At 62.7% G+C, this 20,229-nt stretch carries 19 protein-coding genes; 16 read left to right on the forward strand and 3 right to left on the reverse strand.

Features of this window, described 5'->3' with window-relative positions; translation table 11 throughout:
* Window positions 1-8: 8 nt before the first annotated feature.
* The 14 genes from AC3WQS_RS19060 to AC3WQS_RS19125 all read left to right on the forward strand — a co-directional run bounded on the left by AC3WQS_RS19060 (window position 9) and on the right by AC3WQS_RS19125 (window position 15,759).
* Complete coding sequence (locus AC3WQS_RS19060) at window positions 9-1,328, forward strand: flavin-containing monooxygenase (protein ID WP_492713305.1); 1,320 nt, start codon at window positions 9-11, stop codon at window positions 1,326-1,328.
* Window positions 1,328-2,239 carry a bile acid:sodium symporter family protein gene (locus AC3WQS_RS19065; protein ID WP_046378621.1) on the forward strand — a complete coding sequence of 304 codons (912 nt, stop codon included), beginning with the start codon at window positions 1,328-1,330 and terminating at the stop codon, window positions 2,237-2,239. Before AC3WQS_RS19060 ends, AC3WQS_RS19065 begins: the two co-directional genes overlap by 1 nt.
* Window positions 2,236-3,171 carry an SDR family oxidoreductase gene (locus AC3WQS_RS19070; protein ID WP_492713304.1) on the forward strand — a complete coding sequence of 312 codons (936 nt, stop codon included), beginning with the start codon at window positions 2,236-2,238 and terminating at the stop codon, window positions 3,169-3,171. The genes AC3WQS_RS19065 and AC3WQS_RS19070 overlap by 4 nt, the downstream gene beginning before the upstream one ends.
* 116 nt (window positions 3,172-3,287) lie before the next feature.
* Entirely contained in the window at window positions 3,288-3,749 is a 462-nt protein-coding gene (locus AC3WQS_RS19075; RefSeq protein WP_492713303.1) for a hypothetical protein, read from the forward strand.
* A 38-nt stretch (window positions 3,750-3,787) separates the two neighbouring features.
* Window positions 3,788-4,858 (forward strand): N-acetyl-gamma-glutamyl-phosphate reductase, encoded by a 1,071-nt coding sequence (argC, locus tag AC3WQS_RS19080; protein ID WP_019748609.1) that lies wholly within the window; start codon window positions 3,788-3,790, stop codon window positions 4,856-4,858.
* 59 nt (window positions 4,859-4,917) lie between these two features.
* Complete coding sequence (gene argJ, locus AC3WQS_RS19085) at window positions 4,918-6,129, forward strand: bifunctional glutamate N-acetyltransferase/amino-acid acetyltransferase ArgJ (protein ID WP_020907877.1); 1,212 nt, start codon at window positions 4,918-4,920, stop codon at window positions 6,127-6,129.
* Complete coding sequence (gene argB, locus AC3WQS_RS19090; RefSeq protein ID WP_019748607.1) at window positions 6,126-7,049, forward strand: acetylglutamate kinase; 924 nt, start codon at window positions 6,126-6,128, stop codon at window positions 7,047-7,049. Before argJ ends, argB begins: the two co-directional genes overlap by 4 nt.
* Entirely contained in the window at window positions 7,046-8,245 is a 1,200-nt protein-coding gene (locus tag AC3WQS_RS19095) for an acetylornithine transaminase (protein ID WP_492713302.1), read from the forward strand. Before argB ends, AC3WQS_RS19095 begins: the two co-directional genes overlap by 4 nt.
* Window positions 8,242-9,192 carry an ornithine carbamoyltransferase gene (gene argF / locus AC3WQS_RS19100; RefSeq protein ID WP_019748605.1) on the forward strand — a complete coding sequence of 317 codons (951 nt, stop codon included), beginning with the start codon at window positions 8,242-8,244 and terminating at the stop codon, window positions 9,190-9,192. The genes AC3WQS_RS19095 and argF overlap by 4 nt, the downstream gene beginning before the upstream one ends.
* Complete coding sequence (locus AC3WQS_RS19105) at window positions 9,189-9,668, forward strand: arginine repressor (RefSeq protein WP_019748604.1); 480 nt, start codon at window positions 9,189-9,191, stop codon at window positions 9,666-9,668. The genes argF and AC3WQS_RS19105 overlap by 4 nt, the downstream gene beginning before the upstream one ends.
* A gap of 47 nt (window positions 9,669-9,715) precedes the next feature.
* A complete protein-coding gene (locus AC3WQS_RS19110; RefSeq protein WP_007736221.1) occupies window positions 9,716-10,915 on the forward strand; it encodes an argininosuccinate synthase in 1,200 nt (399 codons plus the stop codon).
* A 3-nt stretch (window positions 10,916-10,918) separates the two neighbouring features.
* Window positions 10,919-12,361, forward strand: coding sequence for an argininosuccinate lyase (gene argH / locus AC3WQS_RS19115; RefSeq protein WP_029255450.1), 1,443 nt, complete (start codon window positions 10,919-10,921; stop codon window positions 12,359-12,361).
* A gap of 170 nt (window positions 12,362-12,531) precedes the next feature.
* The gene (locus tag AC3WQS_RS19120; protein ID WP_019748602.1) at window positions 12,532-15,513 is read left to right on the forward strand and encodes an acyl-CoA synthetase; all 2,982 of its coding nucleotides are present in this window, start codon (window positions 12,532-12,534) and stop codon (window positions 15,511-15,513) included.
* Between the two features lie 39 nt (window positions 15,514-15,552).
* Entirely contained in the window at window positions 15,553-15,759 is a 207-nt protein-coding gene (locus AC3WQS_RS19125) for a Trm112 family protein (protein ID WP_003944045.1), read from the forward strand.
* Here the strand turns inward: AC3WQS_RS19125 and AC3WQS_RS19130 are convergent.
* Genes AC3WQS_RS19130 through AC3WQS_RS19140 form a run of 3 tightly spaced genes read right to left on the reverse strand, consistent with a single transcriptional unit; the run spans window position 15,756 to window position 17,862 of the window.
* Window positions 15,756-16,379, reverse strand: a complete 624-nt coding sequence (locus AC3WQS_RS19130) for a TetR/AcrR family transcriptional regulator (protein ID WP_047888968.1) — start codon at window positions 16,377-16,379, stop codon at window positions 15,756-15,758. The two genes, AC3WQS_RS19125 and AC3WQS_RS19130, sit on opposite strands and share 4 nt — an antisense overlap.
* Complete coding sequence (locus tag AC3WQS_RS19135; RefSeq protein ID WP_003944033.1) at window positions 16,376-17,131, reverse strand: ABC transporter permease; 756 nt, start codon at window positions 17,129-17,131, stop codon at window positions 16,376-16,378. Before AC3WQS_RS19135 ends, AC3WQS_RS19130 begins: the two co-directional genes overlap by 4 nt.
* Window positions 17,128-17,862: an ABC transporter ATP-binding protein gene (locus AC3WQS_RS19140; RefSeq protein WP_020969718.1), complete on the reverse strand. Its 735-nt coding sequence runs from the start codon at window positions 17,860-17,862 to the stop codon at window positions 17,128-17,130. Before AC3WQS_RS19140 ends, AC3WQS_RS19135 begins: the two co-directional genes overlap by 4 nt.
* 86 nt (window positions 17,863-17,948) lie before the next feature.
* Here AC3WQS_RS19140 and AC3WQS_RS19145 point away from each other — a divergent pair, with 86 nt between their 5' ends.
* Window positions 17,949-18,557, forward strand: coding sequence for a DNA-3-methyladenine glycosylase (locus AC3WQS_RS19145; protein ID WP_020969717.1), 609 nt, complete (start codon window positions 17,949-17,951; stop codon window positions 18,555-18,557).
* Window positions 18,558-18,576: 19 nt separating this feature from the next.
* Window positions 18,577-19,854, forward strand: a complete 1,278-nt coding sequence (tyrS, locus tag AC3WQS_RS19150) for a tyrosine--tRNA ligase (protein WP_020907871.1) — start codon at window positions 18,577-18,579, stop codon at window positions 19,852-19,854.
* Window positions 19,855-20,229: the final 375 nt, after the last annotated feature.

The following is a 20,229-nucleotide window of genomic DNA, read 5'->3' on the forward strand; positions in this document are numbered from 1 at the left end:
CTCGACCCATGAGCACAGAGGCCAAGTACGCGCTGATCGGAGCGGGTCCGTCTGGATTGGCCGGCGCACGAAACCTCGATCGAGCCGGAATAGCGTTCGACGGCTTCGAGAGCCACGACGACGTCGGTGGGCTCTGGGACATCGACAACCCGCACAGCACCGTCTACGAGTCGGCGCACCTCATTTCGTCGAAGGGCACCACCGCATTCGCGGAGTTCCCGATGGCGGATTCGGTTGCCGACTACCCGAGCCACGTCGAACTTGCCGAGTATTTCCGCGACTACGCCGATACCCACGATCTTCGCAGGCACTTTGCCTTCGGCACTACCGTCATCGACGTTTCGCCGGTCGATTCGCTGTGGCAGGTCACCACGCGTAGTCGCAGCGGCGAGACGACAGTCGCGCGGTATCGAGGCGTGATCATCGCGAACGGAACGCTGTCGAAGCCGAACATACCGACGTTCCGGGGCGACTTCACCGGCACGTTGATGCACACGAGCGAGTACCGCAGCGCCGAGATCTTCCGCGAAAGGCGGGTACTGGTCATCGGAGCGGGCAACAGTGGATGCGACATCGCAGTCGATGCCGTCCACCAGGCCGAGTGCGTCGATTTGAGCGTTCGGCGAGGCTACTACTTCGTCCCCAAGTATCTGTTCGGGCGACCCTCGGACACCTTGAATCAGGGAAAGCCGTTGCCGCCGTGGATCAAACAACGCGTCGACACCTTGGTACTCAAGCAGTTCACGGGAGATCCGGTGCGGTTCGGATTTCCGGAACCGGACTACAAGATCTACGAATCGCATCCGGTCGTGAACTCGTTGATCCTGCACCACATCGGGCACGGTGACGTGCACGTGCGCGCTGACGTCGACCGGTTCGAGGGGAAGACGGTGCGGTTTGTCGACGGATCGTCTGCCGACTACGACCTCGTTCTCTGCGCCACGGGGTATCACCTCGACTATCCCTTCATCGCGCGCGAGGACCTGGACTGGTCGGGCGCTGCCCCGGACCTGTTCCTCAACGTCGCGAGTCGCCGTCACGACAATCTCTTTGTGCTCGGCATGGTCGAAGCATCCGGTCTCGGGTGGCAGGGCCGTTACGAGCAGGCCGAGTTGGTGGCCAAATTGATCACCGCACGCACCGAAGCCCCCGCCGCGGCGCGCGAATTCTCGGCGGCGGCGGCCGGCCCTCCTCCCGATCTGTCCGGGGGATACAAGTACCTGAAGCTGGGACGAATGGCCTACTACGTGAACAAGGACGCCTACCGATCGGCGATCAGACGGCACATCGGACTGCTCGATGCCGCTCTGACGAAGGGAGGACAGTGATGCCGATCGACGACGTGGTGCTCAACTTCAACCCGGGATCGTTGATGATCCTCAACGTGGTGCTGGCCGCGATCATGCTGGGGATCGCCCTCGACACCTCGGTCGACGACTTCCGTCGTGCGCTCACCAAACCCAAGGCGATGGCGGTGGGTATCGCTGCCCAGTTCCTGCTGCTGCCGGCAGTGACTTTTCTGCTGACGCTGATTCTCTCGCCCGCTCCCTCGGTAGCGCTCGGCATGATCCTGGTGGCGTGCTGCCCGCCGGGCAATATCTCGAATGTCCTGACTCACCGGGCGGGCGGCGACGTCGCACTCTCGGTGTCCATGACGGCGGTGTCGAACGTCCTCGCGATCTTCCTCATGCCGCTCAATCTTGCGTTCTGGGGGAGCCGACGCCCGGAGACCGACGCTCTGTTGCAGTCCGTGAACCTGAATGCGCTCGAGATGGTCGCGCAAATCGCCCTGATCATCGGCGTGCCGTTCGTTCTCGGCATCTGGGCGGCACAAAAGTTCCCGGAGATAGCCGCGAAAGCGCAGCCGTGGGTGAAAAACGGTTCGTTGGTGGCGTTGTTGATCTTCATCGTCGCGGGGGTGTCAGGGAATGCGTCGTACTTCGTCGACTACATCGGGGTGGTACTGCTTGCGGTCTTCCTGCACGACACGGTTGCCCTCGCACTGGGATACTTCTGCGGCGCCGTCACCGGGTTGAACGAATACAGCCGTCGCGCCGTCTCTTTCGAGGTCGGCATCCGCAATGCCGGACTGGGGCTTGGCCTGGTGTTCACGTTCTTCGACGGGCTCGGTGGCATGGCCATCGTGGCCGGCTGGTGGGGAATCTGGGACATCATCGCCGGGTTGGCTCTGGCGACGATCTGGTCCAAGCGACGCGCCCGAAAGGCGGTACCGGCATGACCGTCGCACTCGTCACGGGCGGGAACGGGTTCCTGGGTACCGCTGTCATCGACGCACTGATCGCGCAGGGCATCACCGTTGTCTGTGCCGACCTCACGGTCAAGGACACGCCGGACGATCGCATCCGCCGCGTTAGGGCGGACGTCTGCGACCCCACAGAATTGGGGCGGGTGTTCGGTCAGTACCGACCGAACGTCGTGATCCACCTTGCGTCCATCGTGAATCCCGGCAAGAACACGACAGCAGAGCAGGAGTACCACGTCGACGTCGACGGGACACGAAACGTGCTCGCGGCCTGCGTCGAACACGGGGTTGGACGGATCGTCGTGTCTTCGTCCGGAGCGGCGTACGGCTACCACTCCGACAACCCACCGTGGATCACCGAGTACGTACCTGTCCGAGGCAACGACGAATTCACTTACAGTCGCCACAAACGCCTGGTCGAAGAGATGCTCGCCGAATATCGCGTCGAACACCCGGAGTTGGAACAAGTTGTCTTCCGGATCGGCACGATCTTGGGTGAGAGCGTCGACAATCAGATCACCGCGTTGTTCGATCGCCGCAAGCTGCTCAAGGTTGCCGGGAGCGACAGCCCCTTCGTGTTCGTCTGGCACACCGATGTCGCGGGCGCTTTTGCGGAGGCCGTGACCGGAAACCAAGTGGGCATCTTCAATGTCGCGGGCGACGGCGCGTTGACCGTCGACGAGTTGGCTTCCCGGATGGGCAAGCGCACGGTGACGCTTCCTGCATGGCTGTTGCGAGGCGTTCTACGCGTCGGACGGCGACTGGGAGTAACGGAACACGGTCCGGAGCGCGTCGGATTTCTCCAGTACCGACCCGTTCTCGACAATCGGCGGCTCAAGGAACAGTTCGGGTACGTCCCCGCATATTCGAGCGAGGACGCGTTTGCCGCTTACCTCGCCTCACGCTGACCCCTTCGGCAGACAGTCGTGGAAGGATCGGAGTTGTCCGTCGGCATTTCGAGAAGGGACTGACAGTGTCACGAAATGATGGGCCCGAACATGATGGGTCCGAGCACGATGGTTCCGTGCACCAGGTAGTCGAGGCCGCCAGTGCACTCGACGACAAGGACTTCCTCGCGGTCGTTCGCGCAGTGGTCGAGCGTCGTCCGAGCTTGTCGGTCCTTCTTTCCGTGGTGGACACCGCTGCCGCGAGCCTCGAGCTGCACCGTGTAGAGGACGACAACACGATCACCGACGCCGAAGAAGTCGAACTGCCCGACACCGTTGTGGAGGTCGACGAGATGATCGACGTCCCGGTGGTACTTGCGACCGACCCGAGAGTTCCCGAACCCGACTACACCGAAGGGGGAGTCCCCACTTTCGACCGTGTTCGGGAGAAGATAGAGGGGCGCTTCGGTACTTCCATAGGTTCGGCCGAATTGGCACACGAGAGTCCTGCCGGAAAGTCCGTCGACGAGCAGTGGGACGAGCGCCAGAAGGCCGCAAAAGCCAAGCTCGAGGAGATCCGGCGATCCATGGGTAAGTAATTATGCATTCCGATGCACAATGATGCATACTGTGTGACATGACTGAAGGTGGTACGACCGAGAACGCACGCAAGCCGATCAGAGTCGCCGTTGCCGGCGCCAGTGGGTACGCCGGTGGTGAGGTTCTGCGTCTGCTCCTCGGGCACCCGTCCTACGCCGACGGCAGTCTGGTGATCGGTTCGCTGACCGCCGGTGGCAACGCCGGTTCGACGCTCGGTGAGCATCATCCGCACTTGCTCCCACTCTCTTCGCGGGTACTCGAAGAGACCACTGTCGAAATCCTCTCGGGTCACGACGTCGTCTTCCTCGGTCTCCCACATGGAAATTCGGCTCAGTACGCCAAGTTGCTGCCCGAGTCGACGGTCATCATCGACTGCGGCGCGGACTTCCGGCTGCAGGATCCCGCAGCCTGGGAGAAGTACTACAAGAGCACTCATGCCGGTACCTGGCCATACGGTCTTCCTGAATTGCCCGGTGCCCGTGAGAAATTGGTAGGCGCAACCCGCATTGCCGTTCCGGGCTGCTACCCGACGGCAGCGAGCCTCGCGCTGGCCCCCGCCGTTGCCGCGGGGATCGTGGACTCACACGTGAACGTGGTTGCGGTCAGTGGCACTTCGGGCGCCGGCCGGGCGCCGAAGGCCGATCTGCTGGGTTCCGAGGTCATGGGCTCCGTCCGCGCATACGGTGTCGGAGGTGTCCATCGCCACACCCCTGAGATCATTCAGAATCTCTCGGCCGCAGGCGGCAAGGACATCAGTGTTTCTTTCACTCCAGTCCTCGCGCCCATGCCGCGCGGCATCCTCGCGACCTGCACGGCAGCCACCACGGCCACCGAAGAGCAAGCGCGCGAAATCTACGAAAAGGCATACAACGACGAGCCGTTCATCCACGTGCTGCCTGCCGGAGTCTTTCCGCAGACCGGTGCCGTGATCGGATCCAATGCCGTGCAGATCGGGGTCACCGTTGACGCCGACGCCGGTCAGCTCGTTGTCATCTCGGCAATCGACAATCTCACCAAGGGCACCGCCGGTGGCGCGGTGCAATCGATGAATCTCGCCCTTGGCCTACCCGAGACCGCAGGTCTCTCTACCGTGGGAGTAGCTCCGTGAGCACCGACAATCCGCAGCAGATCGAGAACGCAACCGAGCCTGACGCGACCGTTGCAGACGTGGTTCACGTCGCCGGGGGACGGCTGCTCCGCACACAGGGCGTCACCGCACCTGCCGGATTCCGCGGTGCCGGAATTGCTGCCGGTATCAAGAAGAGTGGCAAGTCGGACCTCGCATTGGTGCTCAACGAGGGACCCGATCTGGCCGCTGCCGGTGTCTTCACCCTGAACAAGGTCAAGGCCGCTCCGGTGCTGTGGTCTCAGCAGGTTTTGACGACGGGCAAGCTGCGCGCGGTCGTGCTCAACTCGGGCGGCGCAAACGCGTGTACCGGCGCAGGCGGATTCCAGGATGCGCACAAGACTGCCGAGGAAGTTGCGTCGGCACTGAGCAATTGGGGAACCGAGACGGGCGCGATCGAGGTCGCCGTCTGTTCGACCGGCCTGATCGGTGACCGCTTGCCCATGGACAAGCTGATCCCCGGTGTCACCGAGGTAGTGCACGAACTGGCCGGCGGAATCTCCGGCGGCACCGACGCGGCATACGCGATCATGACCACCGATACCGTGCCGAAGCAGGCGTCGCTGCACCACGCGAACAAGTGGAACGTCGGCGGAATGGCCAAGGGTGCAGGCATGCTCGCGCCCGCACTGGCGACGATGCTGTGCGTCGTCACGACCGATGCTGTCGCAACGGCCGAGCAGCTCGATACCGCTCTGCGCGCCGCCACCCACCTGAGCTTCGATCGCCTCGACGTCGACGGCGCCACGTCCACCAACGACACGGTGCTCCTGTTGGCCTCCGGCGCCAGCGGTGTCACACCGACCCAGGACGAACTCAACGCCGCGGTCTTCGCAGTGTGCGACGATCTCGCGGATCAGTTGATGGCAGACGCCGAGGGCGTCACCAAGCGGGTCAAGGTGACGGTTCGCGGCGCAGCGTCCGAGTCCGATGCGTTGATCGGCGCTCGGACCATCGCCCGCGACAGCCTGGTCAAGACGGCACTGTTCGGATCCGATCCGAACTGGGGCCGCGTCCTCGCAGCAGTGGGTATCGCTCCCATCGAGCTCGATCCCGATCGAATCAGTGTGTCCTTCAACGGGAGTCCCGTCTGCATCGACGGCGTCGGCGCTCCGGGAGCGCGTGAGGTGGACCTGAGCGGGATCGACATCGAACTCGACATCGACCTGGGAATCGGCAACGAGTCCGTGAGCATTCGCACCACGGACCTCTCGCACGCGTACGTCGAAGAGAACTCGGCGTACTCGTCATGACCGAGACGTATCCCGTGATCAGCGAGCATCAGAAGGCGCATGTCCTCGCCGACGCGCTGCCGTGGCTGCAGCGATTCCGAGACAAGGTGGTCGTGGTCAAGTACGGCGGAAACGCCATGATCGACGAGACACTCAAGACCGCCTTCGCCGCGGACATGGCGTTCCTGCGGACTGTCGGCATCCACCCCGTCGTCGTGCACGGCGGCGGCCCGCAGATCAACGCGATGCTGGCACGCCTTGGCATGAAGGGTGAGTTCCGCGGTGGTTTCCGGGTCACGACGCCCGAGGTGATGGACGTCGTCCGGATGGTGCTCTTCGGTCAGGTGGGCCGTGAACTCGTCGGCCTGATCAACGCGCACGGTCCGTACGCGGTCGGTATCTCCGGTGAAGATGCGCACCTGTTCACCGCTACTCGACGCACTGTTGCGGTCGAGGGGGAGCAGACCGACATCGGCCTGGTCGGAGACGTCACCACCGTGAACCCAGACGCGGTACTCGATCTCATTGCGGCAGGACGCATTCCGGTGGTCTCGACCATCGCGCCCGATGCCGACGGCGTCGTCCACAACATCAACGCCGATACCGCCGCTGCCGCACTGGCCGAGGCGATCGGTGCCGAGAAGCTCGTTGTCCTCACCGACGTCGAAGGCCTGTACACCGATTGGCCGGACCGATCCTCGCTGGCCACCGAAATCGACACCGACGCCCTGGCCCAGTTGTTGCCGAGTCTCGATGCCGGCATGGTGCCCAAGATGGAGGCCTGCCTTCGCGCGGTGCGCGGAGGTGTGCCGTCGGCGCACGTGATCGACGGCCGGCTCGAACATTCAGTCCTACTCGAACTTTTCACCGGTGAAGGAATCGGCACGATGGTCGTGCCCGGCTCCTCGGTCGCCGGTCCCCAGCAGGGAGCTACTTCATGAGCACGATCGATCTGCAGCAGCGGTGGTCCGCTTCGCTGATGAACAATTACGGCGTACCCCGGGTTGCTCTCGTCCGCGGTGACGGCGCCGTACTCACCGACGCCGACGGCAAGCAGTACGTCGACTTCCTTGCCGGAATCGCCGTCAACATCCTCGGACACGGACATCCGGCCGTCGTCGAAGCCGTCACTACTCAGTTGTCGACACTCGGCCATGTTTCCAACCTGTACGCCAGCGAGCCGGTCGTCGAGTTGGCGGAGCAGTTGCTCGCTCATCTCGGCAACGTCACCGGGCGCGCGTTCTTCTGCAACTCCGGTACCGAGGCGAACGAGGCTGCCTTCAAGCTCGCACGCGCTACTGGCCGGAAGAAGATCATCGCGGCCGAGGGCTCTTTCCACGGTCGCACGATGGGGGCACTCGCTCTGACGGGTCAGCCGGCCAAGCGGGCGCCGTTCGAACCGATGCCCGCCGGTGTCGAGTTCGTGCCGTACGGCGATGTCGAGGCACTGGAGCGGGCAGTCGATTCCGACACCGCTGCTGTGTTCCTCGAACCGATCATGGGTGAGGGCGGCGTCGTGGTGCCACCCGAGGGATACCTCGTCGAGGCTCGGCGGATCACCGCCGAACGCGGGTCGCTGCTCGTACTCGACGAAGTTCAGACCGGCATCGGCCGGACCGGCTGGTTCTACGCACATCAGGCAGTCGGCATCGTGCCGGACGTCATCACTCTTGCGAAGGGACTCGGCGGCGGAATGCCGATCGGCGCCTGCATCGCGACCGGAGCAACGGCAGAGTTCTTCGGACCGGGCAAGCACGGTACGACGTTCGGTGGCAATCCGGTGTGCGCTGCGGCGGCGCTTGCCGTGCTGAAAACCATTGCAGCGGAAGACCTGATCTCACGCGCCGACAGCTTGGGCAAATCGATCTCGGCGGGCATCGAAGATCTGGGCCATCCGTTGGTCGACTACGTACGGGGATCGGGACTGTTGCTGGGTGTCGTGCTGACCGAGGACGTCGCGCCGGCGGTGGAAAATGCCGCGCGCGAAGCCGGGTACCTTGTGAATGCAGCGCAACCCGGAGTGATCCGGTTGGCGCCGCCGCTCATCCTCACGGATGAGCAGGCCGAAACCTTCGTGGCAGCACTACCTGCCATCTTCGACAGTGCACTATCGGCTGACCAGCCGGGGGAGAAGTGACTACCGTGGTGAAACACTTTCTCAGGGACGACGATCTGACTCCGGCGCAGCAGGCCGAAGTTCTGGAACTCGCTGCGATTCTCAAGAAGGACCCGTTCGCTCGGCGTCCACTCGAGGGTCCTCGCGGAGTCGGCGTCATCTTCGAGAAGAACTCGACGCGTACACGTTTCTCGTTCGAGATGGGCATCGCGCAGATGGGCGGCCACGCCGTCGTCGTCGACGGGCGCAGTACCCAACTCGGTCGTGAAGAGACGTTGGCGGACACCGGACGCGTACTCTCCCGCTATGTCGACGCTGTCGTGTGGCGCACGTTCGGCCAGAAGCGCTTGGAGCAAATGGCAACGGGTGCAACGATTCCCATCGTCAATGCGTTGTCCGACGAATTTCATCCCTGTCAGGTTCTGGCCGATCTGCAAACGCTGATCGAGCAGAAGGGTGAGCTCAAGGGACTGAAGCTGACCTACCTGGGCGACGGCGCCAACAACATGGCTCACTCGCTGATGCTCGGCGGAGTCACCGCAGGCATCGACGTCACCATCGCAAGTCCCGCTGGCTTCGAACCGGCGGACTGGGTAGTAGCAGCAGCGCGCACACGCGCCGCGGAAACCGGTGCAACCATCACGCTGACGCAGGACCCGCAGGCCGGCGTCGTCGGTGCCGACGCGTTGGTCACCGATACCTGGACCTCGATGGGTCAGGAGAACGACGGGCTCGATCGGGTCGGACCTTTCCGCCCGTTCCAGATCAACAAGGAACTGCTCGCCAAAGCAGATCCGAAGGCTGTCGTCCTGCACTGCCTGCCGGCCCATCGCGGCGAAGAGGTCACCGACGAGGTTCTCGACGGACCCCAGAGCGTCGTCTGGGACGAGGCGGAGAACCGTCTGCACGCCCAGAAGGCGTTGCTCGTGTGGCTGCTGGAACAGCGAACCCAACTGGACCAGGCGTGAGCGTCGCTCCCACTCGGGCCGGTCGCCAGTCGCGCATCATCGCGCTGCTGGCGGCGCATCCCGTCCGAAGTCAGACGGAGTTGGCGGCGTTGCTCGGTGCCGAGGGCATCGAAGCGACGCAGGCCACCCTCTCGCGTGACCTCGAAGAGCTGGGAGCGGTGAAACTGCGTGCCGCTGACGGCGGCGCCGGTGTTTACGTGGTGCCGGAGGACGGGAACCCGGTACGCGGTGTGTCCGGCGGTACCGACCGCCTCTCACGGCTGTTGGGTGAGCTGTTGGTCTCCACCGATTTCAGCGGCAACATGGCGGTTCTCCGGACACCGCCGGGAGCCGCGCACTACCTCGCGAGCGCACTGGATCGGTCCTCGATGCCCGACATCGTGGGAACGATCGCCGGAGATGACACCATCTTCGTGGTGGCCCGAGAACCGCTTTCCGGAGCGGAACTCGCGGCCATGATCGAATCGCTCGCCTGACCCCTTATTCTTTGATAGAGATTTTCAACCGAAGGAGCACAAAAACCATGGCCGATCGCGTCGTACTCGCCTACTCGGGCGGGCTGGACACTTCTGTTGCCATCAGTTGGATCGGTAAGGAGACGGGCGCTGAAGTTGTCGCCGTCGCCATCGATCTGGGGCAGGGTGGCGAGGACATGGAGGTCGTGCGTCAGCGCGCGATCGACTGCGGCGCAGTCGAATCCGTTGTCGTCGACGCCCGCGACGAGTTCGCGGACGAGTACTGCCTGCCGACCATTGCGGCCAACGCCCTCTACATGGACCGCTACCCGCTGGTCTCGGCCATCAGCCGTCCGCTGATCGTCAAGCACATCGTCGAAGCTGCACGCTCGCACGGCGGCACCATCGTCTCGCACGGTTGCACCGGTAAGGGCAACGACCAGGTTCGCTTCGAGGTCGGATTCGGCGCCCTCGCGCCCGACCTTCAGGTCATCGCACCGGTCCGCGACTACGCCTGGACCCGCGAGAAGGCCATCGCTTTCGCCGAAGAGAACAACATCCCGATCAACGTCTCCAAGAAGTCGCCGTTCTCGATCGACCAGAACGTCTGGGGCCGCGCCGTCGAAACCGGCTTCCTCGAGGATCTGTGGAACGCACCGACGAAGGACGTCTACGACTACACCCAGGACCCGACGGTCAACTGGAACGCGCCCGACGAGCTCATCATCAGCTTCGACAAGGGTCGCCCGGTTGCCATCGACGGCCGCCCCGTGTCGGTTCTCGAAGCGATTCAGGAACTGAACAAGCGCGCAGGCGCTCAGGGTGTCGGTCGCCTCGACGTCGTCGAGGACCGTCTCGTGGGCATCAAGAGCCGTGAGATCTACGAAGCTCCCGGCGCCATGGTTCTCATCACCGCGCACCAGGAACTCGAGCACGTCACCCTCGAACGCGAACTCGGTCGCTACAAGCGTCAGATGGAGCAGCGTTGGTCCGAGCTGGTCTACGACGGCCTCTGGTTCTCGCCCCTCAAGGACGCACTGGATACGTTCGTCAACAAGACGCAGGAGCGCGTCACCGGCGACATTCGTCTCTTCCTGCACGGTGGAGCCATCACCGTCAACGGTCGTCGTAGCCCCGAGTCGCTCTACGACTTCAACCTCGCGACGTACGACGAGGGCGACAGCTTCGACCAGTCCGCATCCAAGGGCTTCGTCGAGATCCACGGTCTGTCGTCGAAGGTCGCCGCGAAGCGCGATCTGGGACTCTGAGCCATGACGGCTCACGGTGACGGAGACGCCCAAAAACACGGCACCAACGAAGGCGCGCTGTGGGGCGGACGGTTCGAGTCCGGACCGGCCGCTGCCATGGCGGCGCTGAGCAAGTCGACTCACTTCGACTGGGTCCTCGCTCCGTACGACGTTCGTGCGTCGCAGGCGCATGCTCGCGTGCTGAACAAGGCAGGCCTGCTCAGCGAGGCCGACCTCGCAACAATGCTCGACGGTCTCGACCGTCTGGCGGCAGATGTTGCCAGTGGCGCCTTCGGACCGAGTGATTCGGACGAGGACGTACACGGCGCACTCGAACGCGGTCTGATCGAGCGTGTCGGGCCTGAGGTCGGCGGACGCCTGCGTGCTGGTCGTTCGCGAAACGACCAGGTGGCCACGCTGTTCCGAATGTGGCTTCGGGATGCGGTTCGCCGCATCTCCACCGGCGTTCTCGACGTGGTCGACGCATTGGCGACTCAGGCCGGGGCTCACCCGGATGCCGTGATGCCGGGCAAGACGCACCTGCAGGCTGCTCAACCGGTCTTGTTGGCACATCACCTGCTCGCCCATGCGCATCCGCTGTTGCGCGACGTGCAACGTCTTCGCGACTTCGACGTACGAGCTGCGGTGTCCCCGTACGGTTCCGGTGCACTTGCCGGTTCCTCGCTCGGTCTCGACCCCGAAGCCATTGCAGCGGAATTGAAGTTCGACAGCTCGGCCGAGAACTCGATCGACGCAACCGCTTCGCGTGATTTTGCGGCCGAGGCAGCGTTTGTGCTTGCGATGATCGGTGTCGATCTCTCACGCATGGCGGAAGAGATCATCATCTGGAGCACACCGGAATTCGGCTACATCACGCTTGCCGACGCGTGGTCGACAGGTTCGTCGATCATGCCGCAGAAGAAGAATCCGGATGTCTCGGAACTCACGCGCGGTAAGTCTGGTCGTCTGATCGGTAACCTCACCGGCCTGCTGGCGACGCTCAAGGCTCAGCCGCTGGCGTACAACCGCGATCTGCAAGAGGACAAGGAACCGGTCTTCGACTCGGTTGCGCAGCTGGAGATGTTGCTCCCGGCCATCACCGGCCTGGTGCAGACTCTCGAGTTCCACACCGCGCGTATGGCGGAACTTGCTCCGGCAGGGTTCACGTTGGCCACCGACATCGCGGAGTGGATGGTGCGCCAGGGCGTGCCGTTCCGGGTTGCACACGAGGCTGCTGGAGCGTGTGTGCGTGTCGCCGAAGCGCGAGGCGTCGGACTCGAAGATCTCACGGACGAGGAACTGGCCGGCGTCGACAGTGCGCTGACTCCCGCTGTTCGTGAGGTGCTGACAGTCGAGGGTTCCATCGCTTCGCGTAATGCGCGAGGCGGCACCGCGGGGGTGCGGGTAGCAGAACAGTTGGACGGAGTCCGAGCAGTGGCGCAGTCGCTGCGGGAATGGACCCTCTGACCTTGCGGTCACGAGTGTTTCCTCTCTCTTTTCGGCAGTAGTCCTTCGGTCGTACGCGGTCAGGGAGCAGAATTTGCTCCCTGACCGCGTACGCGTATTCGTCGTCAGTAGGCTTGTTGCGCGCGGGAAAAATGAGACTGACGTCACATGGTGAGTAACTTGGGAGTGAAATGGTGGGATTGAATTCCAAGTCTGTGCTGGGCCCGATTCGTCGGGTGGTTGCGACAGCACAAAACGGCCTCGAGGTCGTCCGGTTGGGTGGGCTGGAAACGGATGCGACCACGTCGCCGTTCGAGATCGTCGAGCGCGCTGCGATGTACCGGCTTCGCCGCTACTTCCCGGACAGCGATCCGGAAACCGTCGGTGCACCGATCGTGCTGATCCCGCCGATGATGATGTCGGCGAACGTGTACGACGTGACCCGCGACCAGGGTGCTGTGGGAATTCTGCACGAGATGGGCCTGGACCCCTGGGTAGTCGATTTTGGTTCGCCCGACTCCGAAGAGGGCGGTTGGGATCGCAATCTCGCCGATCACATCATCGCTCTCAGCGACATCATCGACCACATCCACCGTCACACCGGTAAAGATGTTCACATCTCCGGCTATTCGCAGGGCGGCATGTTCGCCTATCAAGCTGCCGCGTATCGGCGTAGTCGAAACATCGCCAGCGTCATCACCTTCGGCAGTCCGGTCGACACACTCGCCGCGTTGCCCTTCGGTATCCCGGCCGGACTGGCCACCAAGGGTGCGGATTTCCTCGCCGATCACGTCTTCAATCGCCTGGCGGTCACCGGGTGGATGGCTCGCACCGGGTTCCAGTTGCTCGATCCCGTGAAGACGTTGAAGATGCGCGTCGACTTCCTGCTTCAACTGCACGACCGTGAGGCTTTGCTGCCGAGGGAGCAGCAGCGACGCTTCCTCGCGACCGAGGGTTGGGTCGCGTGGTCCGGGCCCGCGGTTGCCGAACTGCTCAAGCAGTTCATCGTGCACAACCGAATGATGACCGGTGGTTTTGTCATCAAAGATCAATTGGTCTCGCTCGCCGAGATCACCTGCCCCATCCTGGCATTCGTCGGCGAGGTCGACGACATCGGTCAACCTCAGGCGGTTCGCGGGATCAGCCAGGCAGCGCCGCGGGCCAAGGTCTACGAATCTACCTTGCGCGCAGGTCATTTCGGATTGGTTGTCGGTTCCACCGCAGCCAATCACACCTGGCCGACCACCGGTGAATTCGTGCAGTGGACCGAGACGGGTGGACCCCTCCCGGACCGTATCGCGAACATGGTCTACGGCGCCGACCTCGAAGACCAGACCGGTGTGTCGATCAGCAATCGGATCATCCACACCGTCGCCTCGGTCGCTGAAGTAGGTGCAGGAGTCACCAAAGGAATCAGTGACCTTGCAGCCGGTGCGTTGCGCGGGACTTTCGAATTGTCCGGTGAAGCGGCACGCGCGTTGCCACGTCTTGCGCGACTCAACCAAATTCAGCCACACACCAAGATCTCGCTGAGTCAATTGCTCGCGGAGCAGCGTCGAAAAGCACCGAACGGCGAGTGCTTCCTCTTCGACAATCGTGTGCACACCTATGAAGCGGTCAACGCCCGCATCGACAATGTCGTGCGTGGATTGATTTCTGTGGGAGTACGTCCGGCAGCGCACGTCGGTGTCCTGATGGAGACCCGCCCCAGCGCGCTCGCGGCCATCGCGGCCCTGTCGCGCCTCGGTGCCGTTGCCGTCATGCTTCCGCCGGGGTCCGACATCTCGGCGGCGGTCAAGTTGGGATCGGTTGATCGGATCATTACCGATCCGGAGAACGTCGACGCTGCAGTGGTTACCGGTAGGCCGGTCTTGGTACTCGGCGGCGGCGATGCCCGCGGACTCGAGGTGGATCCGTCACACGACGTGATCGATCTCGAACAAATCGATCCGACGAAGGTCAATCTGCCCGGTTGGTACCGGCCGGATCCCGGGGTCGCCCGTGAACTCGCATTCATCATCTTTGCGGAATCGGGCGGTGTGCTCGAAGCCAAGCAGATCACCAACTACCGGTGGGCACTGTCTGCCTTCGGAACGGCCACGGCGGCAGATCTCGATCGCGGTGACACCGTGTACTGCCTTGCACCACTCCATCATTCGTCGAGTCTGCTCGCGACCATCGGTGGCGCCATGGCCGGTGGCTCACGGATTGCGCTCTCACGCGGACTGAATCCGGCTCGATTCGTCGAGGAAATCCACCGCTACGGTGTGACCGTCGTGAGTTACACGTGGTCGATGATGCGCGAGATCCTCGACGAGGATCTTCTTCTCATCGACGGTAGCCATCCGGTCCGACTGTTCATCGGTTCGGGAATGCCTCACGGGCTGTGGAAGCGGACCACGGAGGCGTTCGACCCCGCGCAGGTGCTCGAGTTCTATGCGTCGACCGAAGGTGACGTGATTCTTGCCAATGTCGCGGGCTCCAAAGTTGGTTCCAAGGGCCGCCCGTTGCCGGGTAGCGCGCAGGTGCGGTTGGCGGCATACGACCCGCTGAGTGGTCGGCTCCTCGAAAATGGAAACGGATTTGTCCGTGAGTGCGCCGAAGACGAAGTCGGGTTGCTACTCGGGCGCGCGGGATTCACTGCCGATCTCTCGGGCGGAGCCATGCGGGGACTCTTCCAAGCGGGTGATTCGTGGATTCCCACGGAGAATCTCTTCCGCCGGGACGCCGACGGCGACTACTGGCTGATCGATCACAAGAACACGGTCATTTCGACGCTCCGCGGTCCCGTGTTCACCCAGCCGATCGTCGACGCGTTGTCGAGTGTGGCGCGGGTGGATCTTGCCGTCGCATACGGCGTCGGTGACGCGCCGCATCAGCTGGCGGTCGCTGCCGTGACATGGCGTCCGGGGCGGCAGTTCCGTTCCGCCGAGCTTGCGGAGGCTCTCTCGCGCATCGCTTTTGATGCGCGCCCGGATATCGTGCACGTGGTAGACGAGATCCCGGTGGGTTCGTCGTACCGTCCGAGCTCCACTGCGTTAGCTGCCGCCGGATTGCCGGCGCCAGGACCACGGACCTGGTTCCTCGATTCCGAGACGCAGTCGTACAAGCGGCTGACCAAGGCAATTGCCGCGCAGTTGATGCCGACGAGGGTGGGCACCGGAGCACGGTAGCCTGAGGACATTCTGTTTGATCGGTTCGAGAGGACTCACGTGGCTATTGATTCGACGTTGCTCAGCATTTTGGCCTGCCCCCAGGACAAAGGCCCGCTGTTGCTGGTCGGGGACGAGTTGCTCTACAACCCGCGCCTGCGGCGTGCATACCCGATCGAGAACGGCATTCCCGTTCTGTTGATCGACGAGGCACGCGATGTGGCGGACGACGAGCACGAGAAGTTGCTCGCGCGGGCTGAAGGCTAGATCGGTAATTCACCGGTCAGGTACCGCTGGAGGTTCGGAGCCACCAGCGGTACCAAAGCGTCAACGCTCAATGATGCGAGTGGTTCGAGTCCGAGCACATATCGCGTGACCAGCAGTCCGGCCATCTGAGATGCCACCAATTCCGCTCTGATCAAGCCGGTACCAGGTGGTGTGTCCACCCGCGGAATGATGTCGCGCAATACGACATCGAGCAGAAAGCTCTGGATCAGCTGCGATCCGTCGCCGGAAACCGCCGATCGAAAAGCCGCCAGAATCGCCGGCTGGTGTTCCGATTCCCACAGCCCGATCACTGCTCTGAGTAGATTTTCGCCGAGATTTTCGGTCGGAGAGGCGTGAACCGGTCCCAATACCTGGACTGGATCGATCGGTAGCGCGATCGCAGCGGTGAACAACTGCTCCTTGCTTCCGAAATGATGATGAATCATGGCCGGATCGACGTCAGCGGCCGCAGCTATCGATCGAACGGTTGTTCGTCGAAAACCGTTCTGGGAGAACGCCCGTCGCGCCGAATCGAGGATCTGCGCGCGAGTCTCCGACTTGCCCGGTCGTCGCCCCGAACGAATCGGTGCCGGTGCGGGCGCCGTGTCGTTGTCGGTCATGGAGTGCGGCGATCGAGTGTTGCCGCGGCCAGCGAGAGTGCTGCGGCGGCGAAGCCCGCCATGACGGCGAGATCACGCCACATCTGACCCGTCGCGTCGGCATGCATCGACACTTGCTGAAGTGCGTCGACGGCGTAGCTCAAGGGGAGGACGTTGCTGATCCATTCGAGCCAGGTCGGCAATTGATCGCGGGGCACCAGGAGTCCACAGAGGAACAGTTGGGGGACCACAACTACCGGCATGAACTGCACCGCTTGGAACTCGGTCTTCGCGAATGCGCTGGCCAACAGGCCGAGCGCAACGCCGAGTATTGCGCCGAGAACTGCAATGACGATGACCCAGGCAAGACTGCCGGCGATGGTGAGTCCGAGAAATCCGAAAGCAACCGCGCACGCGAGAGCTGCCTGAGCGGCGGCCGAGAGCGAAAATGCCGCGCCGTATCCCGCCAGAAGATCGAGTTTGCCCATCGGTGTGGTGAGCAGGCGTTCGAGTGTTCCTGAACTGCGTTCGCGCTGCATGGCGATGGACGTGACCAGGAACATGACTACAAACGGCAAGATTCCCAGCATGGTGATCGCCACCCGTTGGAACAGTGAAACCTGGCCGGGCGGCGTGGGTACGTCTTGGTAGAGGAAATACAGCAAAATCATCAACAACGACGGGACCAACAAGATCATGGCCACCGTGCGATGGTCCTGGCGGAGCTGAAGCAGAATGCGTACGGTCGTAGCACCGAAGATCCTGATGCTCATGATATTTCGCCTCCGACGGGTGAAGTCCGAATCAGCTCGAGGAAGGCGTCCTCGAGGCGTTCACATCTGGTTTTGGCGCGCAATTCATCGGGTGTGAGTTGAGCGAGGAGATGCCCGTCTCGCATCAGGATCAGTTCAGCGCAGTGGTCGGCCTCATCCATGACGTGGCTGGAGACCAACAGGGTGGTTCCGCTGCGAGCAAGGTCGGCAAATCGTTCCCACAATTCGACACGAAGCACCGGATCGAGACCGACGGTCGGTTCGTCGAGGATCAACACATCAGGTGATGCCACCAACGCGCATGCCAGCGAGACTCGACCGCGTTGACCTCCGGACAGATCGGCGGCGGTCCGGTCGGCGTATCGGCTCAATCCGACGGCGTCGACCGCTGCTGCGACGTCTGCGCCGGACTTGCCGTACAGAGCTCCGAAGTACTGGACGTTTCGAGTGACCGTCAGGTCGCCGTACACGCTGGGGGATTGGGTGACGTATCCGACCCGGCGGCGAAGGGCAACGGACCCCGCGAGGTCGCCCAGGACTCTGACCTCACCACTTTCGACGATCTGGGTTCCGACTATCGCGCGCATCAGGGTTGTCTTGCCGCAGCCGGACGGGCCGAGCAGTCCGGTGATCGATCCTGCCGAAACCTGCAGGTCGAGTGAGTGAAGAACTTCGTGCTTGCCGCGAATGACTCGTAGTCCGCGGATGTCTATTGCCGGCGTGGTGGTCACGGTTCGCCTCATTTCAATAATTCATCACTTGTTGAATTATGCGACTCGGCCGACCGATGAGTCAACGGCGTGGGCACAATCGAAGGGTGAGTATCGAGACCTTGGAAAATGTGAAGAACCCGTTGGAAGCGGGCCTGACAATTCTCGGCTCGACCTTGATCGTCGACGACATCTCGCTGAGGATTGTCGAGGTCGAGGCGTACGGAGGGGAGAAGGACGGGCCCTGGCCAGATCCGGCAGCACATTCGTATCGGGGGCAAACGCCGCGGAACAGCGTGATGTTCGGGCGGGCGGGCCGTCTCTACGTCTACCGCAGCTACGGAATGCACTTTTGTATGAACATCTCGTACGGCCCGGATGGTGTCGCGGGTGGTGTTCTGCTCCGAGCGGCCGAAATCGAGGCCGGTCACGATGTGGTGTCGGCTCGGAGATCGCCGGATCGACCATCTCACCAATGGGCCAGAGGGCCAGGTAATCTCGGCGCTTCCGTTGCAATCACGTTGGCGGACAACGGAACAGACGTGTTCAACCCCGCTTCGCGGGTTCGGCTCGAATTGGGGGAGTCGAAGGAATGGGTCAGTGGACCGCGGGTGGGGGTCAGTACTGCGGCCGAGGTCCCGTGGCGCCTCTGGATTCCGGACTCGCGAGCGGTGTCCGCGTACCGCCGAAGCCCGCGAGCGCCGGTCATTTCGTGAAGATGGGATGATCGAGTCCGTGACTGAGAATATTCTCGACGAACTGACCTGGCGTGGGCTGATCGCCCAATCAACTGATCTCGACGCTTTGCGTAAAGATCTCGAGGCCGGACCGGTCACGTTGTATGCGGGCTTCGACCCGACCGGACCGAGCCTGCACGCAGGTCACCTGGTTCCGCTCCTCGCGCTCAAGCGGTTTCAGCGTGCCGGTAACCGTCCGATCGTTCTTGCCGGCGGTGCAACAGGCCTGATCGGTGATCCCCGTGACGTCGGGGAACGGACGATGAACTCCGCCGATACTGTCGCGGACTGGGCAGGTCGCATCCGTGGTCAGCTCGAACGATTCGTGGATTTCGACGATTCACCGACGAGTGCGGTCATCGAGAACAACATGAACTGGACCGGCAAGATGTCGGCCATCGACTTCCTGCGTGATGTCGGCAAACACTTCTCCGTGAACGTCATGCTTGCGCGTGACACCGTGAAGCGTCGTCTCGAGTCGGACGGGATGTCGTACACCGAGTTCAGCTACATGCTGCTCCAAGCCAACGACTACCTGCACTTGCGACGCGATCTCGGCTGCACTCTGCAGGTCGGTGGGTCCGATCAGTGGGGCAACATCATCGCGGGCGTCGAACTCAACCGTCGTGTCGACGGCGAGAGTGTTCACGCAATGACCGTTCCGCTGGTGACCTCGGCTGATGGGAAGAAGTTCGGAAAGTCGACCGGTGGCGGCAGTCTGTGGCTCGACCCCGAGATGACCAGCCCTTACGCGTGGTACCAGTACTTCGTGAACACCGGCGACGCCGACGTGATCAAGTACCTGCGCTGGTTCACGTTCCTGACCGCAGACGAACTCGCGGAACTCGAGACGGCAACGGCGGAGCGTCCGCATGCGCGCGAAGCGCAGAAGCGATTGGCTGCGGAGATGACGACCTTGGTTCACGGAGAACACAACACTCGCGCCGTCGAGCTCGCCAGCCAGGCGTTGTTCGGCAAGGCGGAATTGGCGGAACTCGACGAGTCGACGCTCGCCGCGGCGCTGAAGGAAGCATCTGTCAGCGAATTGGCGCCGGGGGAGCCGCGCACGATCATCGATCTGCTTGTGACGAGCGGTTTGTGTGAGAGCAAGGGAGCTGCTCGACGCGCAGTGAAGGAAGGCGGCGCTTCGGTGAACAACCAGAAGGTGTCGGCCGACGACTGGGAGCCCGCCGCATCCGATCTGCTTCACGGCAGCTGGTTGGTCGTCCGGCGTGGAAAGCGCAATTTCGCCGGCGTGAAAATACTTTCGAACTGACGTGTGTGGGGTCACAGTTGTCTCGCGGGGCTCCTGTGGCCGTTGGTGGCCCGCCTGCGGGCGGGCTACCAGCGGATTTAACCTGGCGAACACCTGTGACCTGCACGTTTGACGCTCAGTTTTCATTCGCGTAACTTTGTCCAAGTCAGAGCGACACGGACACCAACCCCGACCGAGAGGCCAGGGACACGCGGTTGGACGAAGTCGGAGACATTCACGCTCAACGGGAACTTGCTTCCTGGGAGCGAACAAGCTAAGATTGTAACCCTTGCCCCGGAGCTTTCAACCAGTTTGAAGCGATGGTGTGTGCGTGTTCTTTGAGAACTCAACAGTGTGTCGATGAATGTCAGTGCCAAATATTTTTTGGTACTTCAC

Source organism: Rhodococcus sp. FW305-130 (assembly GCF_058788335.1).

Excerpts from the sequence above, each read along its gene's own strand:
- AC3WQS_RS19060 (WP_492713305.1), top strand. The coding sequence starts at position 9 with ATGAGCACAGAGGCCAAGTACGCGCTGATCGGAGCGGGTCCGTCTGGA.
- AC3WQS_RS19065 (WP_046378621.1), top strand. The coding sequence starts at position 1,328 with ATGCCGATCGACGACGTGGTGCTCAACTTCAACCCGGGATCGTTGATG.
- AC3WQS_RS19070 (WP_492713304.1), top strand. The coding sequence starts at position 2,236 with ATGACCGTCGCACTCGTCACGGGCGGGAACGGGTTCCTGGGTACCGCT.
- argC (WP_019748609.1), top strand. The coding sequence starts at position 3,788 with ATGACTGAAGGTGGTACGACCGAGAACGCACGCAAGCCGATCAGAGTC.
- argB (WP_019748607.1), top strand. The coding sequence starts at position 6,126 with ATGACCGAGACGTATCCCGTGATCAGCGAGCATCAGAAGGCGCATGTC.
- AC3WQS_RS19095 (WP_492713302.1), top strand. The coding sequence starts at position 7,046 with ATGAGCACGATCGATCTGCAGCAGCGGTGGTCCGCTTCGCTGATGAAC.
- AC3WQS_RS19110 (WP_007736221.1), top strand. The coding sequence starts at position 9,716 with ATGGCCGATCGCGTCGTACTCGCCTACTCGGGCGGGCTGGACACTTCT.
- argH (WP_029255450.1), top strand. The coding sequence starts at position 10,919 with ATGACGGCTCACGGTGACGGAGACGCCCAAAAACACGGCACCAACGAA.
- AC3WQS_RS19120 (WP_019748602.1), top strand. The coding sequence starts at position 12,532 with ATGGTGGGATTGAATTCCAAGTCTGTGCTGGGCCCGATTCGTCGGGTG.
- AC3WQS_RS19130 (WP_047888968.1), bottom strand. The coding sequence starts at position 16,379 with ATGACCGACAACGACACGGCGCCCGCACCGGCACCGATTCGTTCGGGG.
- AC3WQS_RS19135 (WP_003944033.1), bottom strand. The coding sequence starts at position 17,131 with ATGAGCATCAGGATCTTCGGTGCTACGACCGTACGCATTCTGCTTCAG.